The following is a 26,202-nucleotide window of genomic DNA, read 5'->3' as shown; positions in this document are numbered from 1 at the left end:
CTGCCTTAATGTCACCCACTATTGGCATCGCCGCCCGCTATATGCTGGACATGCTGTCTGCCGACGATGTGGCCCAGCAGTGGTTACTATGGTGGGCAGGCGATTCCGTCGGGGTGGTTCTGTTTGCCCCCCTGTTGCTTTTACTCTGGCCCAGCAACCAGCCCGGCGCCATGCCACGTTACCGGTTTCTGTTGCCGCTGTTGATGACCACGATACTGGTAGTAGCAGGCAGTATGACCCTGTCACGACTTGAACTGGCAGAAGCCAGAGCCAAGCTTTCCCAACAGGTGCAAACACTCACGGACCTGAGCTTCCTGACTCTGAAGGAGAAGATTTCGCCACTCTACGCAGTGCAGTCCTTTTTCTCTGCAAGCGAACGGGTAACAGAGGAAGAATTTCTTCGCTTCAGCGAGCATATCTCGAGTCAGCCCCATATTGTGCGGGTCGACTGGGCACCGCGCGTTGCCGCCAATCAGCGGCAGGGCTTTGAGGCCGGGGAGCGTGCGCAGGGCACAAGCAAATTTGCCATCAGCACCGTGGATGAGGATTGGCAAAAAATCAGCGCACCGGCGGGGGAGGATTATTATCCGGTTCAATTCAGTGCCATTTCAGAAGACGCTACTTTCAACTCGGTGGGGCTTGATCACGGCCATTTTGATGATCGCCGCCGTGCCATAAACACCGCCATTCGTACCGGGGAGGCTACTGCCCGGATTATCAACCTGCATCCCTCTCTCACCAATGTACTGGTGTTGTTTATCCCTGTGTTTGAACCCGAGGTGGACAGGGCTTCTGAGCGGCAGGACGGGATCAAGGGCTTTGTGATCGGTATCATTGATTTCAGACAGCTGTTTCTGCCATTTGATCTCGCCGCCCGGGCTAATCAACTTCGTTATCAGATCACTGGCTTCTCGAACGACGGCGACCAGACGCTACTGGCCGGGGCACTGCCTGCCGATACCCTGCCCGCCTGGAGCCACAGCATCCGCGTGGCCGATCAGATCTGGCGACTCGATATTGCAGTCGGGAGAGAGGCCATCAACCGTATGGTGCGCTGGAGTTACATCGGCTTCTCCCTGCTGGCGGGATTACTGGTCGCTTTTGCCGTGCTCAGCAGCAGAGCTTATCAACTGGCGACCGATCAACAGCACCGTGTCATACGCAACAGCAGGGAGTTGCTGAATGCGATTATTGACAGCACGGGCGACCAGGTCGCTGCCGTGGATACCGAGTTCAAAATCACGACATTCAACCCGGCCTACGCTGAATACGTTCAGCAAGTGTTCGAGACGAATCCCCAAGTGGGTCAGGTTATCGACAGCATGCCACCCAGATCCAGTGCCGACATGGAATACGCCAGTGATATTCGCAGCAATATCAAAAAAGCTCTGGCCGGGGATCCCACCAGAACCAGCAAAAAAGTTTCCCTGGCAGGCCGGACGAAGGTCTTTGAAGTCAGCTATACCCCGATTATCAGCAGTGACGGCAGCGTCATTGGCGCCACTCGAATTGCCCGGGATGTCACCCCACAGAGAGCTTGAGGCCGGCCTCAAGCAGCGGCTCGATGAGTTGCGCCGCTGGCAGGAGGCAACACTTGGCAGGGAATCACGCACCCTTGAGCTAAAACGTGAGGTGAATCAATTGCTCGAACAGATGGGCCAGGCCCCCCGCTATGACGACCGGGACGAAACCTCATGAGCGCGGCCTTCCTGCCAATCCTGCAAAATGCAACCCTGTTACTGGCGGTGGTATTGATTTATGACGTCAGTCGAACCCCTCAGCCTCCGGTAAGACCGTCCCTCCGTCAAGTCGCTGTCGGCCTCATCATGGGCAGCATCGCCGTCGCACTGATGCTGTCTCCCTTTACCTTCACACCGGGTATCCAGTTTGATACCCGATCGGTGCTGGTGACGCTGACCGGCCTGTTTTTTGGCCCCTTGCCGACGATCGTTACCGTGATAATCGCCTCTCTCTTCCGGCTTTATCAGGGTGGTGCGGGAGCCTGGACCGGCGTCTCGGTGATTCTCGCCTGCGGCACACTGGGGCTATTGTGGCGACACTTTAGAGTCGCCAATCTGTCCACGCTGGGCTGGTCAGAGCTTTACAGTCTTGGCATTGTGGCGCACATCCTCATGCTGGCACTAATGCTGACCCTGCCCGGAAGCCTGGCAAGCGAGGTACTGATGGCGATCACATTGCCTATAATGCTGGTTTACCCCATTGCGACGGTGCTGCTGGGGATGCTGATGGTAAAACGGCTGCAGCAGGAGCAAAGCGCCAGCCGCCTGGAAGAAAACGAAGAGCGACTCCGGCTGGCATTGGCCGCCGCCGGGCTCGGCCTGCTGGACATTGATCTCCAGAGCGGCAGGCTGGTTGTCAATGAAGGCTACAACCGGATTATGGGACGCAGTCCCGACCAGCTCCACGAAACGCGCAGCAATGCGTTCGCCCGGATTCACCCGGATGACCGACAGAAGGTTCTGGACACCTACCGGGGCTACCTGAGTAACAGTGTGCGCAAACGGCCCGGCGAGCTCTATCAGGAGTTTCGCATCAGGGATAAAAGGGGTCACTGGATCTGGGTTGCGTCACTCAGCAAGCTGGTTGCATGGGATGAGCGAGGAGGCCCCTCTCGCATGCTCGCCACCCTCACCAATATCAATCCGAGGAAAGAGTTTGAACAGGACATGGAAGCTGCCCACCGCGAGACGACCCGCCTACTCAATGAATCAACCCAGGCTCGACTGGCATTGCTGGGTGTGCTGGAAGATCAGCAGACGGCAGAACAGGCCCTGCGCAAGAGTGAAGGCGCGCTCAATGAGGTGAGCCGTATCGCGCTGGTGGGTGGCTGGGAATACGACTGTGACTCGGAAACCCTGCAGTGGACGCAGCAAACCTGTGAAAATTTTGGTCTTGCCAATAACGTTGCACCCAGCTTTTCACTGCTCTATTCGCTGTTTGGTGACACCGATCGCACCACTCTGCAAACATCGCTGGAAAAGTGCCTCGATGAAGGCAAAGCCGTCGACCTCGAACTCTCTCTTACCAGGGATGGACAGCTTGTCTGGTTGCGATTTATCGCTAAAGCCGTACGAAACAGCCGCCACCGCATTACCCGGCTGAAGGGCACTGTGCGGGATATTACCCAGCGCAAGCTAGCCATCGAAAAACAACAGCAGAGCTATAACCTGTTGATGAAGCTGGCCGCGCAGGCCCCCGGTATGATTTTCCAGTTTCAACTGTTTCCCGACAATACCAGCCTTATTCCCTGGTGCAGCCCGGCCATCAAAAACATTCTCGGCCTGGAAGCCGCTGACGTGGCAGTTGATGCATCGGTGGCTTTCCAGCGCGTTCATCCGGATGATGTGAACCGCCTGAAGACCCAGATACGCATTTCGGCCGATGAGCTCTGTCCATTGCATGCAGAATTCCGGGTCATACTGTCAGAAACAGCCTCCGAGTGGCGGCTCTGCGATGCGGTTCCGGAAAGGCTCAGCGACGGCAGTACACTCTGGCACGGTATCACCAGCGATATCCACAGCCGCAAGGAAAACGAGGAGGCCCTCAGGCTGGCAGGACTGGTCTACCAGAACAGTAATGAAGCGATGATGGTCACCGACGCGACCGGCATCATCATTGATGTTAACCAGACGTTTACCATCATGACCGGTTATACCAGCCAGGATGTCGTTGGCCACAACTCCAGTATATTGGGCTCCGGCAAGCATCCGGCGAGCTTTTATGAGCGTATGTGGGAAGCGATGAAAAGCACCGGACACTGGGAAGGGGAGCTGTGGAACAAACGGAAAAATGGCGAAATTTTTGCCGAGTGGCTCTCCATCAACGCAGTCTATAATCCCGACGGATCGGTCCATCGGTGGGTGGCCCAGTTCTCCGATATCACTGAAAAGAAAGCCAATGAACAGCTCATCTGGGAAAAGGCCAACTTTGACCCTTTGACCGAACTGCCCAATCGCCGGATGTTTTACTATCGTCTGGGGCAGGAAATTAAAAAATCTCACCGCTCATCATTGTCAATGGCCGTACTGTTCATCGATCTTGATCATTTCAAGGAGATCAACGATACACTGGGCCACGAAAAAGGCGATCAGCTACTGATTGAAGCGGCCGGCAGAATCAGTCACTGCATCCGTGATACGGACACCGTAGCCCGCCTTGGCGGTGATGAGCTCATCATCATTCTCAGCGAACTGGAAGAGCGTGCAACCATTGAGCGGGTATTGGCCAGCCTGTTGAAACGGTTGCCCGAACCCTATCAGCTCGGCAATGACGTGGCATTTGTCAGTGCCAGTATTGGTGTCACACTTTACCCCGAGGATGCGACAGACATTGAGGGGCTGCTGAAAAATGCTGATCAGGCCATGTATGCGGCCAAAAAAGAGGGGCGCAATGGCTATCAATATTTCACCCCGTCCATGCAGGAATCTGCCCTCAAGCGAATGCGGATCGTCAATGACCTGCGGACGGGGCTGGAAAAGCACGAGCTGTGGGTCGCCTATCAGCCGATTATCGATTTGCGTACCGGCAATATCCACAAGGCCGAAGCCCTGATGCGCTGGCAACACCCTGTCGAAGGATTGATTGGGCCGGATACCTTTATCCCGATTGCCGAAGAAACCGGCCTTATCCATCTGATTGGCGATCGCCTGTTTGAAGATGTCGCGCTGATGTCACAGGCTCTGCGCGCGAATTACCATCCACAATTCCAGATCAGCATGAATGTCTCACCGGTGCAGCTGAACAACCGCAGTAAAACCGTGTTTCAACTGTGGCGTGAGTCGATGTTTGATCAGGGGCTACCGGGGCAGGCGGTGGTACTGGAAATTACCGAGGGACTGCTGCTCGAACACCGTAGCATTGTTACCGAACAGTTGCTGGCCTTCCGGGATGACAGTATTCAGGTGGCTCTGGATGATTTTGGCACTGGCTACTCGTCACTGTCCTACCTGAAAAAATTTGATATTGATTACCTGAAAATTGACAAGATCTTTGTCAGCAACCTGCACCCCGGCAATGAAGACCTGGCCCTGTGCGAGGCCATTATTGTGATGGCCCACAAGCTGGGTATAGAAGTGATCGCCAAGGGGGTGGAAACCGGTGAACAGCGGGATCTGCTGGCCGCGGCAGGTTGTGATTATGCCCAGGGTTACCTGTTTGCCAAACCCATGGCCGGGGAGTCATTTAAAGCCCTGTTGCTGGAGCAGAAAGCACGGCCTGCTACGCAAGCAACAGTTGTCCTGAAACCCTGAGCCGGCAGAGTACCGGTTTATCCCATCCTGCAATCAGGCCTGGTAGTCCTCAATCACCGTCCAGGGCAACCCGTACTTATTCATGTCAGCCATAAAGGGGTCGGGGTCCATCTGTTCCATGTTCCACACGCCCGGTTGCAGCCACTTGCCTTCCAGCATCATCTTGGCGCCGATCATGGCCGGCACGCCGGTGGTGTAGGAAATGGCCTGAGACTGCACCTCGGCATAGCAGGCCTGGTGATCGCAGATGTTATAGAGGTAAACAGTTTTCGGCTTGCCGTCTTTCACCCCGGTGACCACGCAGCCGATGCAGGTCTTGCCCTTGGTGCGCGGGCCGAGGCTAGCCGGATCGGGCAGCAAATGCTTGAGAAACTGGATCGGCACAATCTGCTGGCCATTGAACGCCACCGGCTCGATCCCGGTCATGCCGACATTGCCCAACACCTCCAGATGTTTCAGGTAGCTCTCACCAAAGCTCATCCAGAACTGGGCGCGCTTGAGGCTGGGGAAATTTTTCACCAGTGACTCCAGCTCCTCGTGGTACATGCGATAGATATTGTAAGTGCCGACGCCATCCGGACAGGTGAAGGACTGACTGGTGGACATCGCCGGGGTGGTGACAAATTCACCGTTTTCCCAATGGCGACACTCGGCGGTCACTTCGCGGATATTGATTTCAGGATTGAAATTCGTGGCAAACGGATAGCCATGATCGCCACCGTTGACATCAATGATGTCCAGGGTGTGGATTTCATCAAAGTAGTGCTTGGCAATATAGGCGGTAAACACGTTGGTGGCGCCGGGGTCAAAACCGGAACCGAGCAACGCCATCAAACCGGCATTTTTGAATTTGTCCTGATAGGCCCACTGCCAGCTGTACTCGAATTTGGCGGTATCCAGCGGTTCGTAGTTGGCAGTATCCAGGTAGTTGACGCCCGCTTCAAGACAGGCGTCCATGATAGTCAGGTCCTGATAGGGCAGCGCCACATTGATCACCAGGTCCGGTTTGACGCGATTGATCAGCGCCACCAGTTCCGGCACATTGTCCGCATCCACCTGGGCAGTTTCAATGGGCCGACTGAGCTGCGAGGCGATATGCCGGCATTTTGCCTCGGTGCGACTGGCTAGGACTATCTCCTCGAATACCTCCGGCAATTGCGCGCACTTGTGGGTCACGACGCCACCGACACCACCGGCACCGATAATCAGTACTTTTGCCATGCTGAACTCCTCAACTTCTCTGCTGGCCAGTCCGCAGATACTTTACCCGTACCGCCGACCAGCCCATGGTCAAAAACGGATTGATCTAAAACAATCAGTCACGCTCAAAATAGGTGTAACCATTCAGGCTGTTACTGAAGGTCTTTAACATCCGCTGACGTTCCACCACACTGATACTGCCCAAGCGCACAGCGGTCTCGGCGGAGATACGAAATTTTTCATACAACTCTTTGGGATTGTATTCCACATAACTCAGCACATCGCCAATAGTGTCGCCCTGAATCTCTTCGACAAATTCAAACTGTCCCTCGCCATCGATACGAACACTCACCACATGGGTGTCGCCAAACAGGTTGTGCAGGTCGCCGAGGGTCTCCTGGTAGGCGCCCACCAGAAAAACACCGAGGTAATATTCCTCACCCTCTTTGAGGTCATGCAACGGCAGAGTGCGGGTTTCGCCATCGGCATTGGCAAATAAATCGAGTTTGCCATCGGAATCACAGGTCAGGTCGGCAATAATCGCCTTGTTGAGAGGCGCTTCATCCAACCGATGGATCGGCATGACCGGAAAAATCTGATCGATCGCCCAGGAATCCGGCAGCGACTGGAACAGGCTGAAATTGCCGTAGTAAATATCCGCCAGCGCCTCATCCAGATTGGCCAGCTCCGGCGGAATACGCCGCAACGAGGGCAACAACAGGCGGGTGCGCTGCAATACTTCCAGGTACAGGTTTTCCGCCAGTGCAAGTTCGCGCAGCTGTACCTGCCCCTGACGAAACATGCGCCGCATGTCCTCCCGATAGTGTGCCGCATCGTTACAACATTCCTGGAGATTGGTGTCATTCAGCGACTGCAGGGTTGCCCAGAGATTATCGAGCGATTCAGTACAGTCATCCGGCAACTGGTCGGGAATACCGCTGGACTTGAAATAACTCACGTCGAGAATATTGAACAGCAGCACCGAGGAGTAGGCCACGGTGGCTCGTCCCGACTCGGTAATCAGGGTCGGGTGAGGGATATCGCTGTTGTTGAGCGCCTCAGTGATGGTTTCCACGATATCGACACAGTACTCCTCCAGCGAGTAGTTCTTGCTGTGGGTTTCGTTGGTACGGGCACCGGTATAGTCCACTGCCAGACCGCCACCCAGATCCAGATGGCCGAGCGGGGCACCCTCTTTCACCAGATCCACGTAGTAGCGACAGGCTTCCTGAACCCCATCGCGGATATTGCGAATATTCGGGATCTGGGAACCGATGTGATAGTGCATCAATTGCAGGCAATGCAGCATGTCCGCTTCACGCAACCGGTCCAGCACATCCACCAGCTGAGTCACGGTCAGGCCGAATAGTGAGCGATCACCACTGTCTTCAAACCAGTGGCCCTCAACCTTGGCAGCCAGTTTCAGGCGGACACCGATCAACGGTTCGATACCGAGGCGTTTGCTCTGTTCCAGAATAATTCCCAGCTCCGAGGGGGTCTCGATGACAAAGAAACACTTCAGACCCAGCTTTCTCGCATGCAGGCCAAGCTGAATAAACTCGGCATCCTTGTAACCGTTACAGATAATACAGGCCTCACGATCCTGCAGGTGTGACATGGCGATAATCAGCTCCGCCTTGCTGCCCGCCTCGAGGCCGTGATGATACTGATTGCCAAATTTGGCGATCTCTTCCACCACATGACACTGTTGATTCACCTTGATGGGGAATACACCGCGGTACTCGCCCTGGTAGTTCATCAGGCGGATGGCATCGGCAAAACTCTCGTTGAGATAGGTGATCCGCTGGTCAAGCAGATTTTCAATCCGCAGCAACACTGGCATGGCATGGCCACGCTGTTCCAGACCGGCAACAATATCGAGCAGGGAAATCTGGTGGGAGCGCCCACTGTGAGGCGCAATGACCGTTATTTCGCCTTTCCCGGAAAGACCAAAGTAACCGGCACCCCAATCATTGACGCCATACAGACTCGCCGAATCCGCAATGGACCAGCTGCCGCCTTGATGATCATTCAAGATAATCACTCCGAGATAGTTGCTATATTGCTCTTTGTCTCACTGCCGTACATCACCGGAATATGTCAACGTCATTCCAGCTAACCTTCGGCAGAACATTAAAAACGATACCAATCGTCCCGGCGGGCCCGCACGAAAAACGCAGCGTCACGATTTCGCAACCAGACTGACGGGGGCGCCACTTTCACAAAAAAAGCACCGCAGGGAAAGGTCATTCTAAAGGAGCCGACTTGAAATTCCGACCGAACTTTTTGTCGGGGTCATGAGCATGCTTGCCACAGCGTATGGACAAGCGGCAAACATGCTGTGCAATATCGGAAGGCAACTAACTCATGTCCGCCCAGGGATTCGACTTGTCGAATATCACCGCTTTGCCAAAACCCGGCATTGTCAAGCCATCGCGGCCAAGTTGAATGGCGCTGTCATCAATGATCTGCTCGCCAAACCGGTAAATGACATCGAGCTCAGCCCGGTCTGCCCGCAACGCATAATCCACTGCCCGCTGGTGGGTCTGTTCAAGGCGCAGGCGGTAATCGTCCATTGCCGCTGCGTGACGACGGCTCAGCATTTCCTCAACCTTGCGGGGGGAGATGACCACGGCCGTTGCATTGTTGCCGCCAAAACCCTTGGAGTTGATCAGCGCCAGATCCATCCCCCGATCTTTGACATCCCTATCCTGCAGAGGAAAGGAGGTGTGGGTTTGGCAAACATCGGATGCAACCCGATCGATTGTTTTGATACCCGGAATCAACTGGTATTTAAAGGTGCCCAGTGCCGACATCAACTGATCGCCACTGGCGGACGCAATAGTGTGGCCAACATAGGCCTTGACCGCCGCCACGGGCCAGTCGCTGATTCCGAAAACGGCAGCGACCCGGTTGAAAATTTCTGATTCGGTAACGCGGTTGGCCGGCGTACTGGAACCGTGGGCATGGATAAAACTGTTATTCTTGACCGTGTCCTCACCGAGGATTACCATCGCCGCTGCGACAGCCTTGGCAAATGAAACGTAGTTGCCTACGCCGGGTGCGGAGATGGATTTCTTTAGGCCATCGGCATTGATAAAGACCTCGGGCACAGCACCGTGAATATCGGCACCCAACTCTACGGCCAGCGCATCGTCCATCAACACCACATACTGGGTTCCCTCTGCCAGAGTGAAGCCACAATTTTCACCAAAAGGCCGACTGGCTCGCCGCCAATCCGGGAGGCTGGAACCATCCAGCTTGCAAAGCCCCTCGTCGGTGCCCAGGGCACCCATATTGGTAAAGCCTTCAAAGATCTCCGGTGTCAGACTGGCTTCGGCATTCCCCACCACCGCAACACGGCGTCTACCGCTGCGGATATCCCGCACGGCTGCCTGCAGCACATACAGAAAGGAAGCGCAGGCCCCCGTAATCGCCTCGGTATGCCCAACGCTACCCAACACATAGGCATTCACAAAATCTGCCGGCATGGTATTGAGCCCCAACGCCAGCTGTTTGGAGGAGGTCCGCTCACTGCGCAAACGACTTTGCAATAAGCCGCCAAAACCTTCTGGTGCCAGCTGCCCAAACACACTGGAACCATACACACCAATTTCATCCGGATGAACGGCGGCGACGATCTGTTCCCAGGGGACACCGACGGAATGAATGGCATCACTGGCACCCAGCAATGCCAACTGCAGCCCACGCGGGTGAAATCTGGAGCTGTATTGCGCTGCGGGATCAAACCCGGAGGGTAGCTGCCCGGCGGCTTTGGCCAGCTGCTCGGTCTGCACCGGCACCAGAAATTCTGCGCTATCCCGAGAGTGAATTTCAAAACTGCCGTCCTCAAGCGGACGCACACTCCAGTGTTCGGGAATCTGCGCCGGCATATCCCTGCGGCTCAGGGTAAACCGCACACCGCTCTCGTCGTGTTGCTGCATTTCCACACGTTTGTGGCCAGTGATTTCTTCGGGGTTGTAGAGGGTGTTTTCCAGACGCCGAATCAGTGTGCCAGCCATTACCTGATCAGCAAAAGTCGATGCCACGGCATCGCCATCATAGGATTGCCCCGCCTTGTCACGGTACGAGCTGCCGTCCCACTTCACCAGGCCCATCAGGCAGGCCAGCCCCAACAATGTTTTGTTGCGCTCTGCGAGGGGCAGCGACTCAATCACTGTGCGACGAAAAGCCTGGTGTCCAGAACTACGACCAGCGGCATTGTAGCCACCAAAACCGACAATAACGGGCAAAGCTTGCATGGTGCGTTGCATCCAGTTGAACTAATAGAGACAGTCTATCAGGCATTCATGATTGATTTTTGTCTGATATAGCCATATATTTTTCCATTATGGCCAAAGAACCGATTAATCGCCCACCACCGCTACGGGTTTGCACCCTCCTTTACAACAATTTGCTGGCTACCAGCGCTACCCTGCCAGTGGAGATGCTGCGCACGGCGGAAGCGGCCGACCGGGCAGTCAACCCGAACACCCGCGGTATCGCAGCCACCACTCTGTCGATTGATGACCGGCCTATCACGTCGCCCTCGGGCTTTGCTATCAGTCCCTCGGCAACGATTGGGGAGATAGACCACTGTGACATCATCAGCTTGCCCGCCCTGTGGCGAAATCCCAGACCTGCCCTGCAAAAATACCGCGAGTACATACCCTGGTTACAGCATCAGGTAAGGGAAGGCGCCACGGTCATCGCCGTGGGAACCGGGGTCTGTTTTCTCGCTGAAGCGGGACTGCTGGACCATCAACCGGCTACCACACACTGGCATTATTTTGATCAGTTCCAGCGCGACTACCCCCTGGTCGCACTGAAACGACAGTACTTTATTACCCAGGCCGGCAATCTCTATTGCGCTGCCAGCGTGAACGCCATGGCGGAGCTGATGGTACACCTGGTGGCGAGACTGTACGGGCGCCAGGCGGCAACGCAGGTGGAGCGTAACTTTTTCCATGAAATTCGCAGCTCTTTTGAACCCACCAGCTACTTCTCGGACAATGTAGAGCACCACCCCGACGAACAGGTGGTGCAGGCACAGATCTGGTTTGAGGATAATTTCAACAAGCCCATCAGGATTAGCGATGTGGCAAGACAGTTTGGCTTCAGTATGCGCACCTTTGACCGCCGCTTCAAAAATGCGCTGGGCCAGACACCACTTAAATACCTGCAGCGCACCAGGCTCAACAATGCCAGAGAGTTACTGCAGAAATCCAACCTGTCTGTGGCTGAAGTGGCTGCTCACTCCGGCTACCAGGATGCCGCGGCATTCAGCAAAATTTTCCACCGCCAGTTTGGCACATCACCGATGAAATACCGTGAGACCGTGCGCGCCAAACTGTTTAGCGTGCATTAACTGCCTGTGTGATCACAAAATGTAGAGTAACCATTCAGCGACCATGGCAGGTTTTGGATCATGCTGAATTTCTACGCCAACCTCCACCGTCAGGAGCCGGCCTTTGCCTCTCGGCTCATCCGACAGGACCCGCCAGTTGAGACGAATATGGCTGCCAACCGGAACAGGGGAGATAAAACGCAGTCCATTGACACCATAGTTGATCACTGTCGCATCGCCAATAATGGCCAGCAGATCATCCAGCATCAGGTAGGGCACCATCGAGAGGTAGAGAAACCCATGGGCAATGGTTTTACCGAACGGGCCTTCTGCCGCTCGCTGCTGATCCACATGCAGGTACTGATGGTCGTGGGTCGCATCGGCAAACTGGTTGATCTGGGCCTGAGTAATCTCAAACCAGTCAGACTGACCACTAATTGATTGAGTCATGCAAATATTCCGTTAAGGTCGGGGGACAATATTACCTGTCCAGGAAATCCTGGATCGCTGGTGCAACCGTCTCTGGCATGGTCAGCATGAACAAATGGCCGCAATTCATCAGCCACAGTTCGGCGTTGGGAATCCGGCTGGCGAGAATCTTGGCGTTGACCGGCGGGATGATCGGGTCATCAGTGCCGTGAACAATCAACGTTGGCATAGCGATTTTGTGTAACCAGTGCAAACTCGACCAGGTGGCCAGCGCCAGCAACTGATAGTAGTAACCGCGCGAACTGGTGGTCTGCACCCGGGACACATGCTTTTCCACCTGAGCCGGATCGGTGCGCATTTTACCGCCATAGAGGTCGCCGGCAATACGGGACATGTACTTTTTGTCCAGATAGCGACGCGGACTGATCATTTTTGCCAGAATCGATGGATGCCCGGGAAACATCGCAGAACCACAACTGGTGGCACAGAGCACCAGCTTTGCGCAGCGCTGGGGGTACTGACGGGCGAACTGCTGGGCCAGCGGACCACCCCAGGAGAGCCCGAGGACGTCCACTTTTCGATGATAGCCCAACTGATCGAGAATTTTTGCGGTCAGCCTTGCATAGGTGTGCAACCGCCAGGGCAACATGGGGGCGTCTGACTTCCCTGCACCGGGGGCATCAAAAATAATCACCTCGGTGCCCGGCATGGCCACAATGAAGCTTTCCAGAACCTCAAGACTGGCACCGATAGCATTCAGTAATAACAACGGATTGTTCTGATCATCACCGCCCCGCCTGATAGCGACGCGAATACTCAATCCCATAACGGTCAACCAGTAGACCTGCAATCCGCTGGATTGAACGTTCACAAGATGCTCCTCAATTCTCTCAGCCGAAGACATAGGTGCCGGGGGCATCCTCCAGGGGTTTGAGGCGCTTGTTGCCCAGCACCTTCGGAGCGGCTTTTCGCTCCCCGGAACGGACTGTGAGCCAGTCGGCCCAGTCGATCCACCAGGAACCCGAAAACTGTTCAGCCCCTTCGAGCCACTCATCGGCAGTCTCGGGGAGGTTTTCATTACTGAAATAACGCGCCCTGTTATTGGAGGGGGGGTTGACCAGGCTTTGAATGTGACCACTGGAACTGAGCACAAACTTAATGTTTCCTCCGACAATCTGAGTCGTCTTGTAACAGATTTTCCAGGGCGTGATATGGTCTGATAATCCGGCGGTTACATACTTGTCGCAATCCAGGGCAGCCAGATCAATGGTCACCCCATCAATTTTCATTTCCCCGGTTTCCAGTGAATTGTGTTCATAAATATCCAGGAAGTCACAGTGCAACTCCGCCGGCAAGTTGGTTGAATCACTGTTCCAGAACAAAATATCAAAGGCGGGCGGCGCCTCGCCCATCAAATAATTATTGATGTGATAATTCCAGACCAGGTCATTGGGGCGCATCCAGCTGAATACCCGGGCGAGCTCGGCACCTTCCAAGATACCCCTTTCCCGGGATTTGATCCGCGCCGCCTGCAGGGATGCCGGTGAAGTAAATACACCCAGCTCCATCTCCCGGGAACTCATACTGAGCATACAGACGGACAGACTCAGAGAATGCACTACTTTGCGGCCCGTCTGCTTGAGATAGGAAGACAGAATCGAAGCCGTAATCCCGCCGGCACAGGCGCCGACTATATTGATTGATTGACTGCGGGTGATAGCGAGGATGGCATCGACGGCTTCGATAGCCGCTTCGATATATTGTTGCATCCCCCAGTGCGCCTGAGCGTCCGACGGGTTTCTCCAGCTGACGGCAAATACCTGAAATCCCTGATCGAGACAAAAACGAAAAAAACTTTTCTCCTCTGTCAGATCATAGATGTAAAACTTATTGATCTGGGGAGGGATGATGAATAACGGCCTGCGGAACACCCGGTCAGTACGTGGCTTGTACTGGATCAGTTCGAGCAACTCATTGCGAAAAACCACAGCCCCTTCCGTCGTTGCCAGATTGGCTCCCACCTTGAACTGGCTTTTATCCACCTGAGCAGGCATGCCGTTGTTGTCTTTCAGATCATGGGCGTAGTTCTTGAGTCCTTTCAGCAAACTATTGCCACGGGTTTCAATGGCCTTTCTGAGCGCTTTTGGGTTGCCCAGGAGAAAATTTGTCGGCGCCATGGAGGTAGTGAGCATTTCCTTGACAAAACGAGCCCGTCTCTCATCCAGCCCATCCAGATCCAGGTCATCCACCAGTTCATCCATCGACTCTTCCCAGGCAAAATATGCCTGCTTGAGCTTGTGATAAAGCTTGTTTTCTTCCCAGGAAGGATCATCAAAACGTCTATCGCCCTTGCGTCCCTCGTACTTGTCCGTGCCTTTGAGGATATCGGAGACCTTACCGGCAAACCGCTTGCTGTGGCGCAGCACCTTGGATGGCTGTGCCGCCGTCTGTTTGACTGTTTTCTTGACAGCCGCCTTGAGGTCTTCCGTGCTGACACCGACCAGCGGATTGAGTGACACTGTCGTCTCAATCGCTTTGGCCAGCAGCTCCTCATGCATCTGGGCAGCCGATTTTTTACGCTCTTTGGACACTATTGCACCCTCAAAAAACACTCACTTTGAAGCGGGGAAGGGACACCAGATATTTGTACTCTACCACCAGCACCAGAGATGCGCATAGTACAGGGTTCATTTGCCGGCCTGACCCAACGTCGCGGACAAGACATCCTGGCCATGCCGATCAGGGCCGGATAAACCAGAAGCACAGGGTGCAGGGGCCAGATTGTGTCTAGAGCGCCTCGGCGAGAAGCTGTTCCAGCTTGTCCAGATCAGGTATCAATAGCTGTTGTTCACCGATCGCCACCATCATCAGCGCGTAGGGCGATAACGCCGGCAGAGAAACCTGCTGTAACATGCCGTCGTCAGCCAACCTGATCAAATGGGGGAAATCCTGGATTTGCAGGGCATAAAATTGGCTCAAACCGTCCGGCAGTATGCGGTATAACACCAGCGCCATCGCACGATCACCCAGCGTTATCTGCTCATCACCGACAAGCGATTCAAACGACAGCAGTGGAATTCGCTGGGTACGCCAGTTTATCCAGCCTTGGAGCCAGGGAGGTTGATGGTCATCAGCCTGGCAGTCGATCTGCTGTACAACCTCAGCTACCGCTGTCATGGGAACCAGCAGGCTTTGCCCGCTGAGTGGCACGAACAGGCTATCAACTTCAGAGGACAGGGAAGGGTTATCGGCAACCGGTTTACTCACTTCCCGCCCCCTCAATCGATTCAGCTTTTTTCAGGGCTTTCACTCCCGTAGAAGTACCATTTGCCCGGGTAGAAAACGGCACAGCTATTCTCCTGATTCTGTTGCCACGTGCATGACGTTAGCCATGGCATTCAGAAGCTCCTGCTCCTGATAGGGCTTGCCCATATAGTGCTCGACACCCAGTGAGGAAGCCCTCTCCCGATGCTTGTCTCCCGACCTTGAGGTGATCATGATAATCGGTATGCATTTCAGTTCACTGCTGCCCTTGACGCGGCGCGCCACTTCAAACCCGTCCATGCGGGGCATCTCGATATCCAGCAGCATGACATCAGGCTTGTGTTCCCTCAGCAGGGTCATCGCCTCGAGGCCGTCTCTGGCGGTGATCACAGAAAAACCCTCCCGCTGCAAAAAACGGCTGGTCACCTTGCGGACCGTCACAGAATCATCCACGACCATTACCTTGGCAACAGGGGCCGGGGCGTCTGGCTCACCGATGGCGTCACTGTCAGCAACAGAGGCGGTCATTACCCGGCTGCGCAATAACGCCAACAGATCCAGAATAACCACAACCCGACCATCACCCATGACCGTGGCCGCCGACAAGCCGGGCACTTTACTGAACTGGACACCGAGACTCTTCACCACAATTTCCATACTGCCCGCCAGGCCATCCACCTGAATGGCGAAGTGGCGGGTTTCGGTATGAACCAGAATGAGGAATACTGACTGGCTATCCATATCCAGTTTTGGAATTGGGCGATTGTGCAACAGGCTGTCCAGATAGCGGACCTCGTAAAACTCTCCGGCATATTCAAGCCGCGCATCCGGGTAGCGATAGTAATACTCAAGCTCCTTTGGGCTGACTCGTACCACACCATCCACGCTGCTCAGGGAAAGTGCATACAGCTCATCACCCATTTCAATCATCAGCGCCCGGTTGACCGACACGGTGAAAGGCAAACGCACGGTGAAACGGGTACCCTTTCCGGGATTGGTGATGATTTGCACCGAGCCACCCAGTTCCCGCACCTGGCTGTTGACCACGTCCATCCCCACACCGCGACCGGAAACCTGAGTCACTTTTTCCGATGTGGAGAACCCCGGCTGGAAGATAAACTCGATCACGTCCTGGTCATCCAGACGACTGTCCGCAGGCACCAGACCCCGCTCGATCGCCCGACGGCGGATGGCCTCGACATTTAGTCCCCGACCATCATCGGACAGCAGCAACAGAATATCACCGGCCTCTCTGGCCAGGCCCACAGAGATAACCCCGGTTTCCGGTTTTCCAGCAGCGAGTCGGTCTTCGGCAGCCTCAATCCCGTGATCAATTGAATTGCGAATCATGTGCTCCAGTGGCGCTAGCATCTGTTCCATCACAGAGCGGTCCATCTCACTATCAATGTTGATCAGCTGCAGTTCTACTTTTTTCCCCACCTCATCACTGACCTGCCTGACCATACGGCGCAATCTGGGCACAATACGACTGAACGGCACCATGCGGGTGCGCATTAAACGCTCTTGAAGGTCACTGTTGATACGAGACTGGATCAATAACTGTCCTTCGGCAGACTTGGCTTTTTCCGCCAGCGTCTCCTTCAGGTCCTGAATGTCGTAGGCGGACTCCAGCAGTGCCTGTGATAACTGCTGCAGATGGGAATAGCGATCCATTTCAAGCGGATCAAACCCCTCCACGGATTGCATCGCTTCCATCTGCTCCTGCCGAAACATCATATGCGCCTCGGTTTCGATGCCCATACGGCGGACTTGATCCCGAAGACGGGCAATCGTGGAACCTATTTCATCGAGCGTGAATGCAAAATCACTGATCTCTCGTTCTACCCGGCCCCGGGAGATACTGGTTTCACCGGCAAGGTTTACCAGACTTTCCAGCAGCGGAGCCGACACTTTGACTGTTTCAAGAGACGTCACTACTTGGTGCTGGGGTGGAGAGATGCCGGGTATTTCAGAGGCACTGGCCGGTAAAGGGGGGGGGATTCGATTGACCTCGGACGCCCCCTCACAGGCGACTGTCTCGACAACCCCGGCTACGGATTCTGTCGGGCTAGCATCCGCACCTTCACCGCCAAGTAACTTCCTCGCTGCCGCCAACGCCAACTGGAGCTGATCCTGCTGATGCAACCATCGACTGAACACCTCATCGTCAAGCCGGTCGGGCTGATGTTCGATGGCAAGAATGTCAGTTTCAAAATCATGGCTCAAATCACCGAGCTGCTGCAACCCGGCCATTCTTGCGCCGCCCTTGAGGGTGTGCAGGGACCGCTTGAGCGACTCGACCGCCTCACGACTCTGCAAGTCCTGTTGCCAAACCTGCAGACAGCGATCAATATCTTCCAGCAGCTCGTCGGCCTCCTCGAGAAAAATCTCAAGAATATCCAGATCGATTTTTTCACGATCAAGCGGGGTAATCTCCAATGCCGGGAGGGAACTGCTTTCAGCGGTACTGGCAGAGGTATCAGCAGAGTCACTGGGCTCGATGGACGATACAGCGTCAACGGCTGGCTCTGGCTCTGGCTCTGGCTCTGGCTCTGGCTCTGGCTCTGGCTCTGGCAGAGAGGTTACCTCAGAAATTTCCTGATCCGGGACCGCGGCCAGATCCATTGTGTTGGTAACTGCCGCAAACGAGGAGTCTTCCTCTATTGTCGCGGCTTGTTCCGGCACCTCCGCTTCCGCCACCGCTGAGCGGGACAACATTTCCAGCCGTTGAAGCAGGGCATTTTCCGGACTCGGCAAATCCTGGTTGGCGGCGACAGCATCCACCATTGCCAACAACAGCTCATGGCTCTCGGATGCCGCATCCAGAAGCTCGTCAGAAGGGGGGCGGCGGCCCTCTAAAAGTAGTCCGTAGAATTGGCTCAATCCTGCCGCCAGCTGCTGCATGGTCGGCATACCCGCCCGGCCTGCCGCAGGAGCCAACGTCTCCAGCTCTTTCTGCAGCTGTGTCAGCACGCTGAAATCCTCAGGCTGATCCCGCCATTGCCTTAGATGCTGGTCGGCATCGAGCAACGGCTGCATGCCATCCGTCATCAACAGACTGAGAAAATCGGGGTCAACCTTTAGGGATGGCTTCGCCTCGTCACTGAGAATGGCCAACATACATTGATCGCGGAGCTCCGTCAGACGCTCGAGAAAGGCGGGCAGCTCGGGAATGCTCTCTACCCGCTGCAAATCCTGTACTGAAGCGAGTGACAGGGTGCAATAACCCGCACCATCATCGAGTAAATCGACAATATCGCGGGTCACATCGAGATGGTAGCTGTATAGCTCCTTGATGAAATGTTCCAGAGGCGTGACCAGATCGCCAATGGATTCCACACCGGCCATTCGCGCACTGCCCTTCAGTGTGTGCAGGGCACTCTGTAATGCACTGGTGGGCGGAGAGTAAACCGGCGCCTGCTGACGCTGTTCCAGAACAAAATCTTTTATGGCATCGAGATAGGTCACCGCCTCTTCCGCAAAGATTTCCAGCAGCTCAGTATCTTCGGTATCCAACGTCAGGACAGGGCTATCATCGACCGCTGTTTCAGCACCTGCAACCACAGGATCATCTGTGGTTGCAGGGTAGGGTTCTGCCACGTCATCATCGTGGCGATCATCAATACTTTCGGGTAGTGCCGCATCTTCACCCCTGGCCAGCGCCTCCGCTGCAATCACCAGTTGGGCCACGTATTCCGGCCGGGGGTAATCGGTATTTTCTGAAAAGGCCCGGGTCAGCTCAGGCACCACATCCTTCGCCAATCCCACAACCGCCATAAGGGTTGGGGTAACGGACACTCTTTTTTCAATCAACCGGTTAAGCAGATGTTCGACTGCCCAGGCGATGCCGGCAAGCTGGTCTGCACTCACCATACGGCCACCCCCCTTTAGGGTATGAAAGGCTCGGCGTATTTCAACGACAGGCCCCTCCGCATCGGGTGAGTCGACCCACTGCTGATAGGCAGCTTCGATGGTGGCGAGGATCTCGCTCACTTCCTCCAGAAAAACCTCAATGATTTCCCGGTCAATCGCATCAGCTTCAATTGCCATGGGCTGCTGCTCGACACTTTCGCTCTTGGTCACCGAGGGATCCGTCAACGCTTCGGTGACAGCAATGTCTGATTCGTGTTGCGCGACTGGCTCGGCAGCCAGCGCGTAACCCAGGCGGGCAATGCTCTGCTCAGCCAGCTCGAGAATCGACTGTTGAGATTGAACGTCCTGCTGATCAAGCACATCCAGGTAATATTCGACACTGGTGATTGCCTCAGCCAGGGCATCGAGCATATTCCAGTTGGGCACACTCCGGGTTGGCAACACCTGCTCATTGAGGAAGCGATTACAGGCACCCAGAACTGCCGCAGCGCGAGGTAGCTCCAGAATCAGTAGTGCACCACGCACATCCATGACCAGCCCGGAGATGCCATTAAGTTTATCTCTCCGCCATTGAGAGGCAATAAAGTCGACAATGACGTCTTTGACCTGGTCAAGGGTGTGCCGGGCTTCTACCAGCAATGTCGCCTGGGCACGGTTTACCTCAACCTGCATCTCCTGGCTGGCAGCGCCACCCTCGATCAATTGTCGATTGAGTTCCAGCCAACCGTGCAAGCCGGTTTGTGCCTCCACCAGACAACTGGCCACTGCTGCCAGATGAGGGGAATCGACTGCCGGGTCGGCAATAAAGTGTTGCAGTTGTGAGAGTGCTTGCTCCAGTAATTCCCGCTGCCTTGGCCTGCCCAGCATGGTCACGGCATCCACCAGTTTTTTCAGCCGATCCCGGGATTCATCGAGCAGTGTCGGGCGGGTATCGTATTCTTCAATTAAACGGGACAGGCACTCTTTGAATTGCTCAATTTCCTGATCCAGCGCCGACACGATCAGTCCGGCTGCGTTTGGTTCATAAACGGGCGACAATCCGTCTTCAGTCTCCTCTATGGCGACATCGTGGGGCAGTGACTGATCCAGTCGGTAGTCCTTCCGCACTGTCATCGCCCTGGGACCTTTGCTGCGGGCAAAGGCAATATAAAACAACAGGTTTTTAAACAGAACATCGGGCAGGGGCTGGGTCAGCCCATCGTAACCTGCCTGAGCCAGCCGGCGGATCTCACCTTCAAGCTCTCTCAACAGCATTTTCAGTGCATAGCCCAGCGGCACGTCTCTGCCGGCGATGACTTCAAGTAACGCGAGCACGACATGCCACAGCGGCTCTCGCGGCATGCCCTTGCTCAGCTCCTTGAGTCGCGAAAAAACCTTGTCCAGATAACTGAAGTTCTCCTCGATTTTTTCGCCCTTCAACAACCCCTGCAATGCGTACTGATACATTTGCCGTAATTTGCGCAGCAAGTTGGCCATCACCACCGGATCAGGCTGGCGATCATAGGGTTTACTGAGCCGACGGGAAGCGTCGATATGAGGGGAAAAGAAAGAGGTTTCCGAGACCAGTGGTTCGCCCCTGACTGCCCGCAGCTCGTTAAGCAGGAGCAATAATGACTCCGGATTGTCCCGGCGACTGACCATCACCTGCCGCAGGTAATTTGGTAGCTTCAACATGGCCTGAACCAGAACATCACAGCCGTCGGATACAACCGTTATTCGTCGCTGGAGAATACGCTCGGCAAGCACAGCCATCTCTTCAGCCAACAGCAGAGGGCCATAACAGTCGACAATTTTCAGGGATCCCCTGACCTGATGAATGTAGTCAACGCACTGGCCAATGCTGGTGGTGTCGGTTGAATCCTCCAGAAAAGACTCAAGCGACTCATAGGCGAGCTTCAACGTGGCATCGACTTCATCGGCAACCCAAGATAATCCCTGCAATCTTCCGGTCAGTACCATTTAAGGTCCCCAGGCCGACTTGCGGGAACGTCTGTAGGCGAGCACATTGGGATCGCGACGATCCCGCAACATCGGGTCCGGCGGCGTGCCGACAAACTCACCGGGCGCAAGAATCAGGCAGCCACCGGGCCTGAGCGCATCCGCCAACTTGTCCAACAGCATTTTTCTTCGTGTCGGTGCGACATAGATCAGCAGGTTCTGGCAGAAAATAACATCGAAGGGCTTGCCAATTTTCACGGGAAGCGGATCGAGGAGATTATGCAGGGCAAAGGCCACACGCTTTCTCAAAGTCGCCTTGACACGCAGAGACTTTTCACCTGCCGCATCAAAACAGGCAAGTTGCATGGCATTGAGATGCCCCAGACGGCTCCGCAGATATTCGCCCCGCCTGGCAGCAATCAGAGCCGACCGGGACACGTCCGTAGCGAGCAAACGCAGTGGGGACCTCAATTTACCCGCCTGACAGAGTTGCTCAGAGAGCATCGCCAGAGAATAGGCCTCTTCACCACTGGCACAGCCAGCGCTCCACACACTGAAACCGGATGGCGGCTCGGCCTGTGCGTTACCGGCATCATCCGTCAGAAAATTTGCCACATAATTGAACGAGGCTGGATGGCGAAAAAAACGGGTTTCCTTGATCAGCAGACGATCCACCAGAGCTTGCAGGCCCCGCGTGCCAGTCTCCGCGTTTTGAAGAAAGGCCTGACACTCGGCCATACGACGACGGGCATAGTCCACCCAGCAAGGGCTCACCACAACACCGGTGTGTGATTCAATCAGACGACACCCGTGCCTGAATTCGTTCTCAGTCAGTTCCATGGCGGGGTCCATCGGAAAATTCCGCCATCAATCAAGCCTGGTTATCCGGGGCGGATGGATTCTTCTTCTCGCCGTTACCCGCCCGATCACCGGTATGATCTTCCCATTCTGCAGAGAACGCCTCATCTTCACCCAATCCCTTGGCCAGGTGGTCAAAGTCCATGTCTGCATCATCTGCCTGCAGGGACTTGAGGATTGCCTCTTCATCGTAGCTGTCGTCATCGTCGGGGGCGCTCACTTGACGCGCAGCCTCACCAGCGGATTCTCTACCTTCAGCAGCGGTATTACTCGTTGCGGGTGAGGGTGCATGACCCTGATAAAGCGCCTTTTCTAACGCATCTGCCTCATCCTCGCTGAAGCTTGCACCGCGCATGGGCTGGCGAACCTTGGCGGGTGTTTTAGCTACTGCACTGTCTTCTGGCTGGTCGACCTCATCCGCTGGTGATTCTTGGGCGAGGTCCTCGACAGGTGCATCATCAACAATGTCTTCGAAAAGTTCGTCATCACCAAACTCATATTCAGAAAAATCCCCGACCTGATCTAACTCCCGGTGCTCGTGCCGCTCCATGGAGGCAGGCAACTTGAACCCGGAAACCGAGTTTCTCAGGTCAACGGCCAGCTCTGCCAGTTCGCCAATGGACTGGGCGGTGTTGTTGGTACCGGAAAGCGTCTGGGAGGTGATATCCTGAATCACGTTCATCGTTCTGGAAATGTGTCCAGCCGTGGTGGCCTGATGTTTGGCCGCCGTGGAAATGTCCTGAATCAGCTCTGCGAGATCGGCAGACACGGTTTCGATTTCTTCCAGCGCCCCACCCGCCGCGTGGGCCCGCTCGGCCCCTCTGACGACTTCAGACGTGGTTTGCTCCATCGAGCTGACAGCTTCGTTGGTATCGGTCTGAATGGTTTTCACCAGCGAGGCGATCTGTTTGGTTGCCCCTGCAGAGCGCTCAGCAAGACGCTGGACTTCATCGGCAACCACGGCAAAGCCGCGTCCGGCATCACCGGCCATCGATGCCTGTATCGCAGCGTTGAGTGCAAGAATATTGGTCTGGTCAGCAATGTCATTAATCAGCGATACAATGTCACCGATTTCCTGGGAGCTCTCCCCCAGACGCTTGATACGCTTTGACGTATCCTGGATTTGCTCACGAATGGTATCCATGCCACCGATCGTATTCTGTACGACCTCAGCGCCTTTTTTGGCAATCGATACCGATTTTTCCGCCACCGAGGCCGATTCAGCCGAGTTTGCCGAAACCTGATCGATCGTAACGGCCATTTCGTTAATGGCAGCCGAGGCACCGGCAATTTCCTGTGCCTGATGTTCAGAGGCTTCCGCCAATTGCAGCGCCGTGGCACGGGTTTCATTGGCCGCCGCCGAGACATTTTCAGAGGTATCCTGTATCTGCGCCACCAGGATTCGCAGCTGGTCGATGGCGTAGTTGATGGAGTCTGCAATTGCACCGGTGAAATCTTCGGTGACAGTGGCATGACTGGTAAGGTCCCCTTCACCAAGACCGGCGATCTCATCCAGTAGACGCAAAATAGCCTGTTGATTCTGTTTGTTATCCATCGCCGTTTCCTGCAGCCGGCGACGGGTTTCCGCGGAGATCAGCATACCCATCAACGCCATGATGATCACACCTATGACACCGGCGTACAGCGCCGTTTGATAGGTAAAATTCCGGCTCTGCAGCAGCGCGGCAATTGCATCAGAAATGCTGTTGATCCGCTCCTGCAGGAGGGGCGATTGATCGAGAATACTCTTGTTCGCCTGACTGGCACTGAACAGCGCCGGCGTCGCGTCAAAAATCTCCTGAATGGAGCTGCTGACAAAATCAAAATGATCGGTACTGCTGTCCAGGTTCTTTCTTGCCCGAGGCACGGTAACAGGGCTGATACCCAGGCTGGCATCACCGTTCTTCATACCCGCAAGCACCTGCCCGAACATTTTCACATCGCGGGAAAACTGGTCGGCGGCGTTTTTTGCATCGGAACTGCCAGCCAGCATTTTGTCCACATTGCGGCCAATTCTCTCGGCACGCCAGGTCTGTGCCTGAGCAACCGCCACCTGTTCAGAGGGCGCTCTGCTGGCCAGCAGAATATCCACCACTTCCATATGTTCCTGCTGCAACTCTGGCAGGCTCTCATTCAGGGTCGCTGCGACCTTGTTGAGGAAGATGACGGTGTCCTGATTATCGATAATTGTCTGGGCATTTTGCTGGGCACTGGCCCATCCCTCCTCGAGGGAACTCAGTTGCGGAGATGCTATCTCATCCTCCAGATTGCCATGCAATATGCCCCAGCTTTCCTGCATTCGGTCCACCAAACCCTGCAGCTCACCAAAGGCATTCTCGTTGCCGGCCGTTGCTTCCTGAGACAGGCTGACCAGCCGATAGGATAGCGCCCGCAACTCCGACATGAGCTGCAGGCTTTCCTGATCCCTGGCATTCTGATTGAAGACCACCAACAGGTTAAAGCCGAGGAAAATGACCACCACCATCAGCAGCACCGACAGAAGGGTGATCAGGGATTTATTTTTGGATTTGTTGACCGCCGTTTTCATGTGAACATCACTCCAAGCCTGTATTGCGGCTACCTTTGGCAGATCCGCATAAATTTTTTCAGGCGGCCATCTACGCCGCTACTTCTGTAAATCGCCGGTCAGCCAGCAATTGGCTGGGGCGCAGCAAAATCCAGATACCATCTGTCTGGACAAAGCCCCCCTCAGCGTAGGGCGCGAGCCTATCGGGGATATCACCCGGGTTCCGGGTATAGGTATCTACCTTGAAATGACGCATGCCATAAACACGGTCAACTGTCAGGCCGACAAACATACTCATCATATCAATCACCATCACCCGCTGCTGCTTTACTGAACCGGACAGTTTGCCGCCCAGGAACGCCGGCAGGTTGAGCACAGGCAACAACCTTCCCCGAAGATTTGCCATACCAAGCACCCAGCGTTTGACCCTTGGCAGACGGGTGTATTGAGGCAATTCAATAATTTCTGTGAGCTCTTCCAATGCAATCACCAGATTCATGCCGAGCATGGAAAAGCACACCACCTTGCGCGAGGGAATGATGTCCTGCTGCGCGGGCAAGCCCCGTTTGGCATTATTAAACCGCTGGGACAAAGCGAGAAGTGTATTGAACGGTGAACTGGCCATTGCGTTTTAGCAACCAGTCTTCAACTGATTACTTCCTTCAGAATGCTGATGAGATTTTTTTCATTCACTGGCTTGGTGAGATAGGCTTTGGCGCCTTGGCGCATTCCCCAGACCTTATCGGTTTCCTGGTCCTTGGTGGTAACAATGATCACCGGAATATGTTCTGTCTCGCTGGCCTTGCTCAACTGCCGGGTTGCCTGAAATCCGTTCACACCGGGCAACACAATGTCCATCAGAACAGCATCTGGTTGCTCACTCAAAGCCACGGCATAGCCGGCTTCACCGCTATCAGCCGCCAGGACTTCGTAGCCATTTTTTTCCAGCAGGCCAGTGAGTCGATGTGTCTCAGTGGGCGAATCATCAATGATCAGTACTCTCATCATACGCGCCCCCATCAGGGATGTCGGTAGGTTGTTCCGCCGTTGAATCCGAGGCAGTCGCTCGGGGAGAAAATTTCTCCAGCGCCTCAAACAGCTCGGCTTTGCTGAACGGCTTGGTAAGATAAGCATCGGCTCCCACTATCCGTCCTTTCGCCTTGTCAAACAGGCCGTCCTTGCTCGATAACATAATGACCGGCGTGAATTTAAAATGGCTGTTGTTCTTGATCAGGGCACAGGTTTGATAACCATCCAGTCGCGGCATCATGATATCGACGAAAATGACGTCCGGTTTGGTATCGGCAATTTTTGCAAGCGAATCAAAACCATCTATGGCCGTGATCACCTCGCACCCGGCTTTACTCAGCAGTGTTTCAGCTGTGCGACGGATGGTATTGCTGTCATCAATAACCATCACTTTAAGGCCGCTTAATTGCTCTTCCATTGTTTTTGCCCCAATTTTTAATTCTCACAAGCCCGCGACACCCGGATGG

At 54.9% G+C, this 26,202-nt stretch carries 15 protein-coding genes and 2 pseudogenes; 4 read left to right on the top strand and 13 right to left on the bottom strand.

Annotation, left to right across the window (positions count from 1 at the left end):
- Nucleotides 1–8 precede the first annotated feature (8 nt).
- From ACTF5G_RS00910 to ACTF5G_RS00900, 3 genes are read left to right on the top strand one after another with little or no spacing between them, the layout of a single operon-like run.
- On the top strand, nt 9–1,541 hold the full coding sequence (locus ACTF5G_RS00910; RefSeq protein WP_438950936.1) for a CHASE domain-containing protein: 1,533 nt from the start codon (nt 9–11) through the stop codon (nt 1,539–1,541).
- Nucleotides 1,519–1,698: a hypothetical protein gene (locus tag ACTF5G_RS00905; RefSeq protein WP_438950935.1), complete on the top strand. Its 180-nt coding sequence runs from the start codon at nt 1,519–1,521 to the stop codon at nt 1,696–1,698. Before ACTF5G_RS00910 ends, ACTF5G_RS00905 begins: the two co-directional genes overlap by 23 nt.
- The gene (locus tag ACTF5G_RS00900) at nt 1,695–5,270 is read left to right on the top strand and encodes an EAL domain-containing protein (RefSeq protein WP_438950934.1); all 3,576 of its coding nucleotides are present in this window, start codon (nt 1,695–1,697) and stop codon (nt 5,268–5,270) included. The genes ACTF5G_RS00905 and ACTF5G_RS00900 overlap by 4 nt, the downstream gene beginning before the upstream one ends.
- Before the next feature lie 33 nt (nt 5,271–5,303).
- Here ACTF5G_RS00900 and ACTF5G_RS00895 read toward each other — a convergent pair whose 3' ends face one another.
- From ACTF5G_RS00895 to ACTF5G_RS00885, 3 genes are all read right to left on the bottom strand, one after another.
- On the bottom strand, nt 5,304–6,521 hold the full coding sequence (locus ACTF5G_RS00895; RefSeq protein WP_438951004.1) for a saccharopine dehydrogenase family protein: 1,218 nt from the start codon (nt 6,519–6,521) through the stop codon (nt 5,304–5,306).
- A 64-nt stretch (nt 6,522–6,585) separates the two neighbouring features.
- Nucleotides 6,586–8,505: a biosynthetic arginine decarboxylase gene (gene speA / locus ACTF5G_RS00890; RefSeq protein WP_438950933.1), complete on the bottom strand. Its 1,920-nt coding sequence runs from the start codon at nt 8,503–8,505 to the stop codon at nt 6,586–6,588.
- Nucleotides 8,506–8,830: 325 nt separating this feature from the next.
- Nucleotides 8,831–10,732 carry a beta-ketoacyl synthase gene (locus tag ACTF5G_RS00885; protein ID WP_438950932.1) on the bottom strand — a complete coding sequence of 634 codons (1,902 nt, stop codon included), beginning with the start codon at nt 10,730–10,732 and terminating at the stop codon, nt 8,831–8,833.
- Between the two features lie 59 nt (nt 10,733–10,791).
- Between ACTF5G_RS00885 and ACTF5G_RS00880 the strand changes: the two genes are divergently transcribed.
- Nucleotides 10,792–11,838, top strand: coding sequence for a GlxA family transcriptional regulator (locus ACTF5G_RS00880; protein ID WP_438950931.1), 1,047 nt, complete (start codon nt 10,792–10,794; stop codon nt 11,836–11,838).
- 12 nt (nt 11,839–11,850) lie between these two features.
- On the opposite strand, the gene ACTF5G_RS00875 is transcribed toward ACTF5G_RS00880, so the two are convergent.
- The 10 genes and pseudogenes from ACTF5G_RS00875 to pilG all read right to left on the bottom strand — a co-directional run.
- Nucleotides 11,851–12,267 (bottom strand): MaoC family dehydratase, encoded by a 417-nt coding sequence (locus ACTF5G_RS00875; protein WP_438950930.1) that lies wholly within the window; start codon nt 12,265–12,267, stop codon nt 11,851–11,853.
- Nucleotides 12,268–12,298: 31 nt separating this feature from the next.
- A complete protein-coding gene (gene phaZ / locus ACTF5G_RS00870; RefSeq protein ID WP_438950929.1) occupies nt 12,299–13,117 on the bottom strand; it encodes a poly(3-hydroxyalkanoate) depolymerase in 819 nt (272 codons plus the stop codon).
- Between the two features lie 19 nt (nt 13,118–13,136).
- Nucleotides 13,137–14,837 (bottom strand): alpha/beta fold hydrolase, encoded by a 1,701-nt coding sequence (locus tag ACTF5G_RS00865; RefSeq protein ID WP_438950928.1) that lies wholly within the window; start codon nt 14,835–14,837, stop codon nt 13,137–13,139.
- A 196-nt stretch (nt 14,838–15,033) separates the two neighbouring features.
- A complete protein-coding gene (locus tag ACTF5G_RS00860) occupies nt 15,034–15,513 on the bottom strand; it encodes a chemotaxis protein CheW (protein ID WP_438950927.1) in 480 nt (159 codons plus the stop codon).
- A gap of 84 nt (nt 15,514–15,597) precedes the next feature.
- Nucleotides 15,598–21,342 (bottom strand): Hpt domain-containing protein, encoded by a 5,745-nt coding sequence (locus ACTF5G_RS00855; RefSeq protein ID WP_438950926.1) that lies wholly within the window; start codon nt 21,340–21,342, stop codon nt 15,598–15,600.
- Nucleotides 21,343–22,161 (bottom strand): CheR family methyltransferase, encoded by an 819-nt coding sequence (locus ACTF5G_RS00850; RefSeq protein ID WP_438950925.1) that lies wholly within the window; start codon nt 22,159–22,161, stop codon nt 21,343–21,345.
- Between the two features lie 564 nt (nt 22,162–22,725).
- Nucleotides 22,726–24,727, bottom strand: a pseudogene (locus ACTF5G_RS00845) (methyl-accepting chemotaxis protein); the annotation flags it as partial.
- A 70-nt stretch (nt 24,728–24,797) separates the two neighbouring features.
- Nucleotides 24,798–25,331, bottom strand: coding sequence for a chemotaxis protein CheW (locus ACTF5G_RS00840; RefSeq protein ID WP_438950924.1), 534 nt, complete (start codon nt 25,329–25,331; stop codon nt 24,798–24,800).
- A gap of 20 nt (nt 25,332–25,351) precedes the next feature.
- Nucleotides 25,352–25,714 carry a response regulator gene (locus ACTF5G_RS00835; RefSeq protein ID WP_438950923.1) on the bottom strand — a complete coding sequence of 121 codons (363 nt, stop codon included), beginning with the start codon at nt 25,712–25,714 and terminating at the stop codon, nt 25,352–25,354.
- Between the two features lie 46 nt (nt 25,715–25,760).
- Nucleotides 25,761–26,153, bottom strand: a pseudogene (pilG, locus tag ACTF5G_RS00830) (twitching motility response regulator PilG); the annotation flags it as partial.
- Nucleotides 26,154–26,202: the final 49 nt, after the last annotated feature.

Origin of the sequence: Porticoccus sp. (assembly GCF_965660005.1) — a bacterium.
Classification (GTDB): Bacteria; Pseudomonadota; Gammaproteobacteria; order Pseudomonadales; family Porticoccaceae; genus Porticoccus.
This window is presented reverse-complemented; position numbering and strand designations above follow the sequence as displayed.

Coding starts and splice junctions, on each gene's coding strand:
- ACTF5G_RS00910 (WP_438950936.1), top strand. CDS start 9: ATGTCACCCACTATTGGCATCGCCGCCCGCTATATGCTGGACATGCTG.
- ACTF5G_RS00905 (WP_438950935.1), top strand. CDS start 1,519: ATGTCACCCCACAGAGAGCTTGAGGCCGGCCTCAAGCAGCGGCTCGAT.
- ACTF5G_RS00900 (WP_438950934.1), top strand. CDS start 1,695: ATGAGCGCGGCCTTCCTGCCAATCCTGCAAAATGCAACCCTGTTACTG.
- ACTF5G_RS00885 (WP_438950932.1), bottom strand. CDS start 10,732: ATGCAAGCTTTGCCCGTTATTGTCGGTTTTGGTGGCTACAATGCCGCT.
- ACTF5G_RS00875 (WP_438950930.1), bottom strand. CDS start 12,267: ATGACTCAATCAATTAGTGGTCAGTCTGACTGGTTTGAGATTACTCAG.
- ACTF5G_RS00855 (WP_438950926.1), bottom strand. CDS start 21,342: ATGGTACTGACCGGAAGATTGCAGGGATTATCTTGGGTTGCCGATGAA.
- ACTF5G_RS00850 (WP_438950925.1), bottom strand. CDS start 22,161: ATGGAACTGACTGAGAACGAATTCAGGCACGGGTGTCGTCTGATTGAA.
- ACTF5G_RS00840 (WP_438950924.1), bottom strand. CDS start 25,331: ATGGCCAGTTCACCGTTCAATACACTTCTCGCTTTGTCCCAGCGGTTT.
- ACTF5G_RS00835 (WP_438950923.1), bottom strand. CDS start 25,714: ATGATGAGAGTACTGATCATTGATGATTCGCCCACTGAGACACATCGA.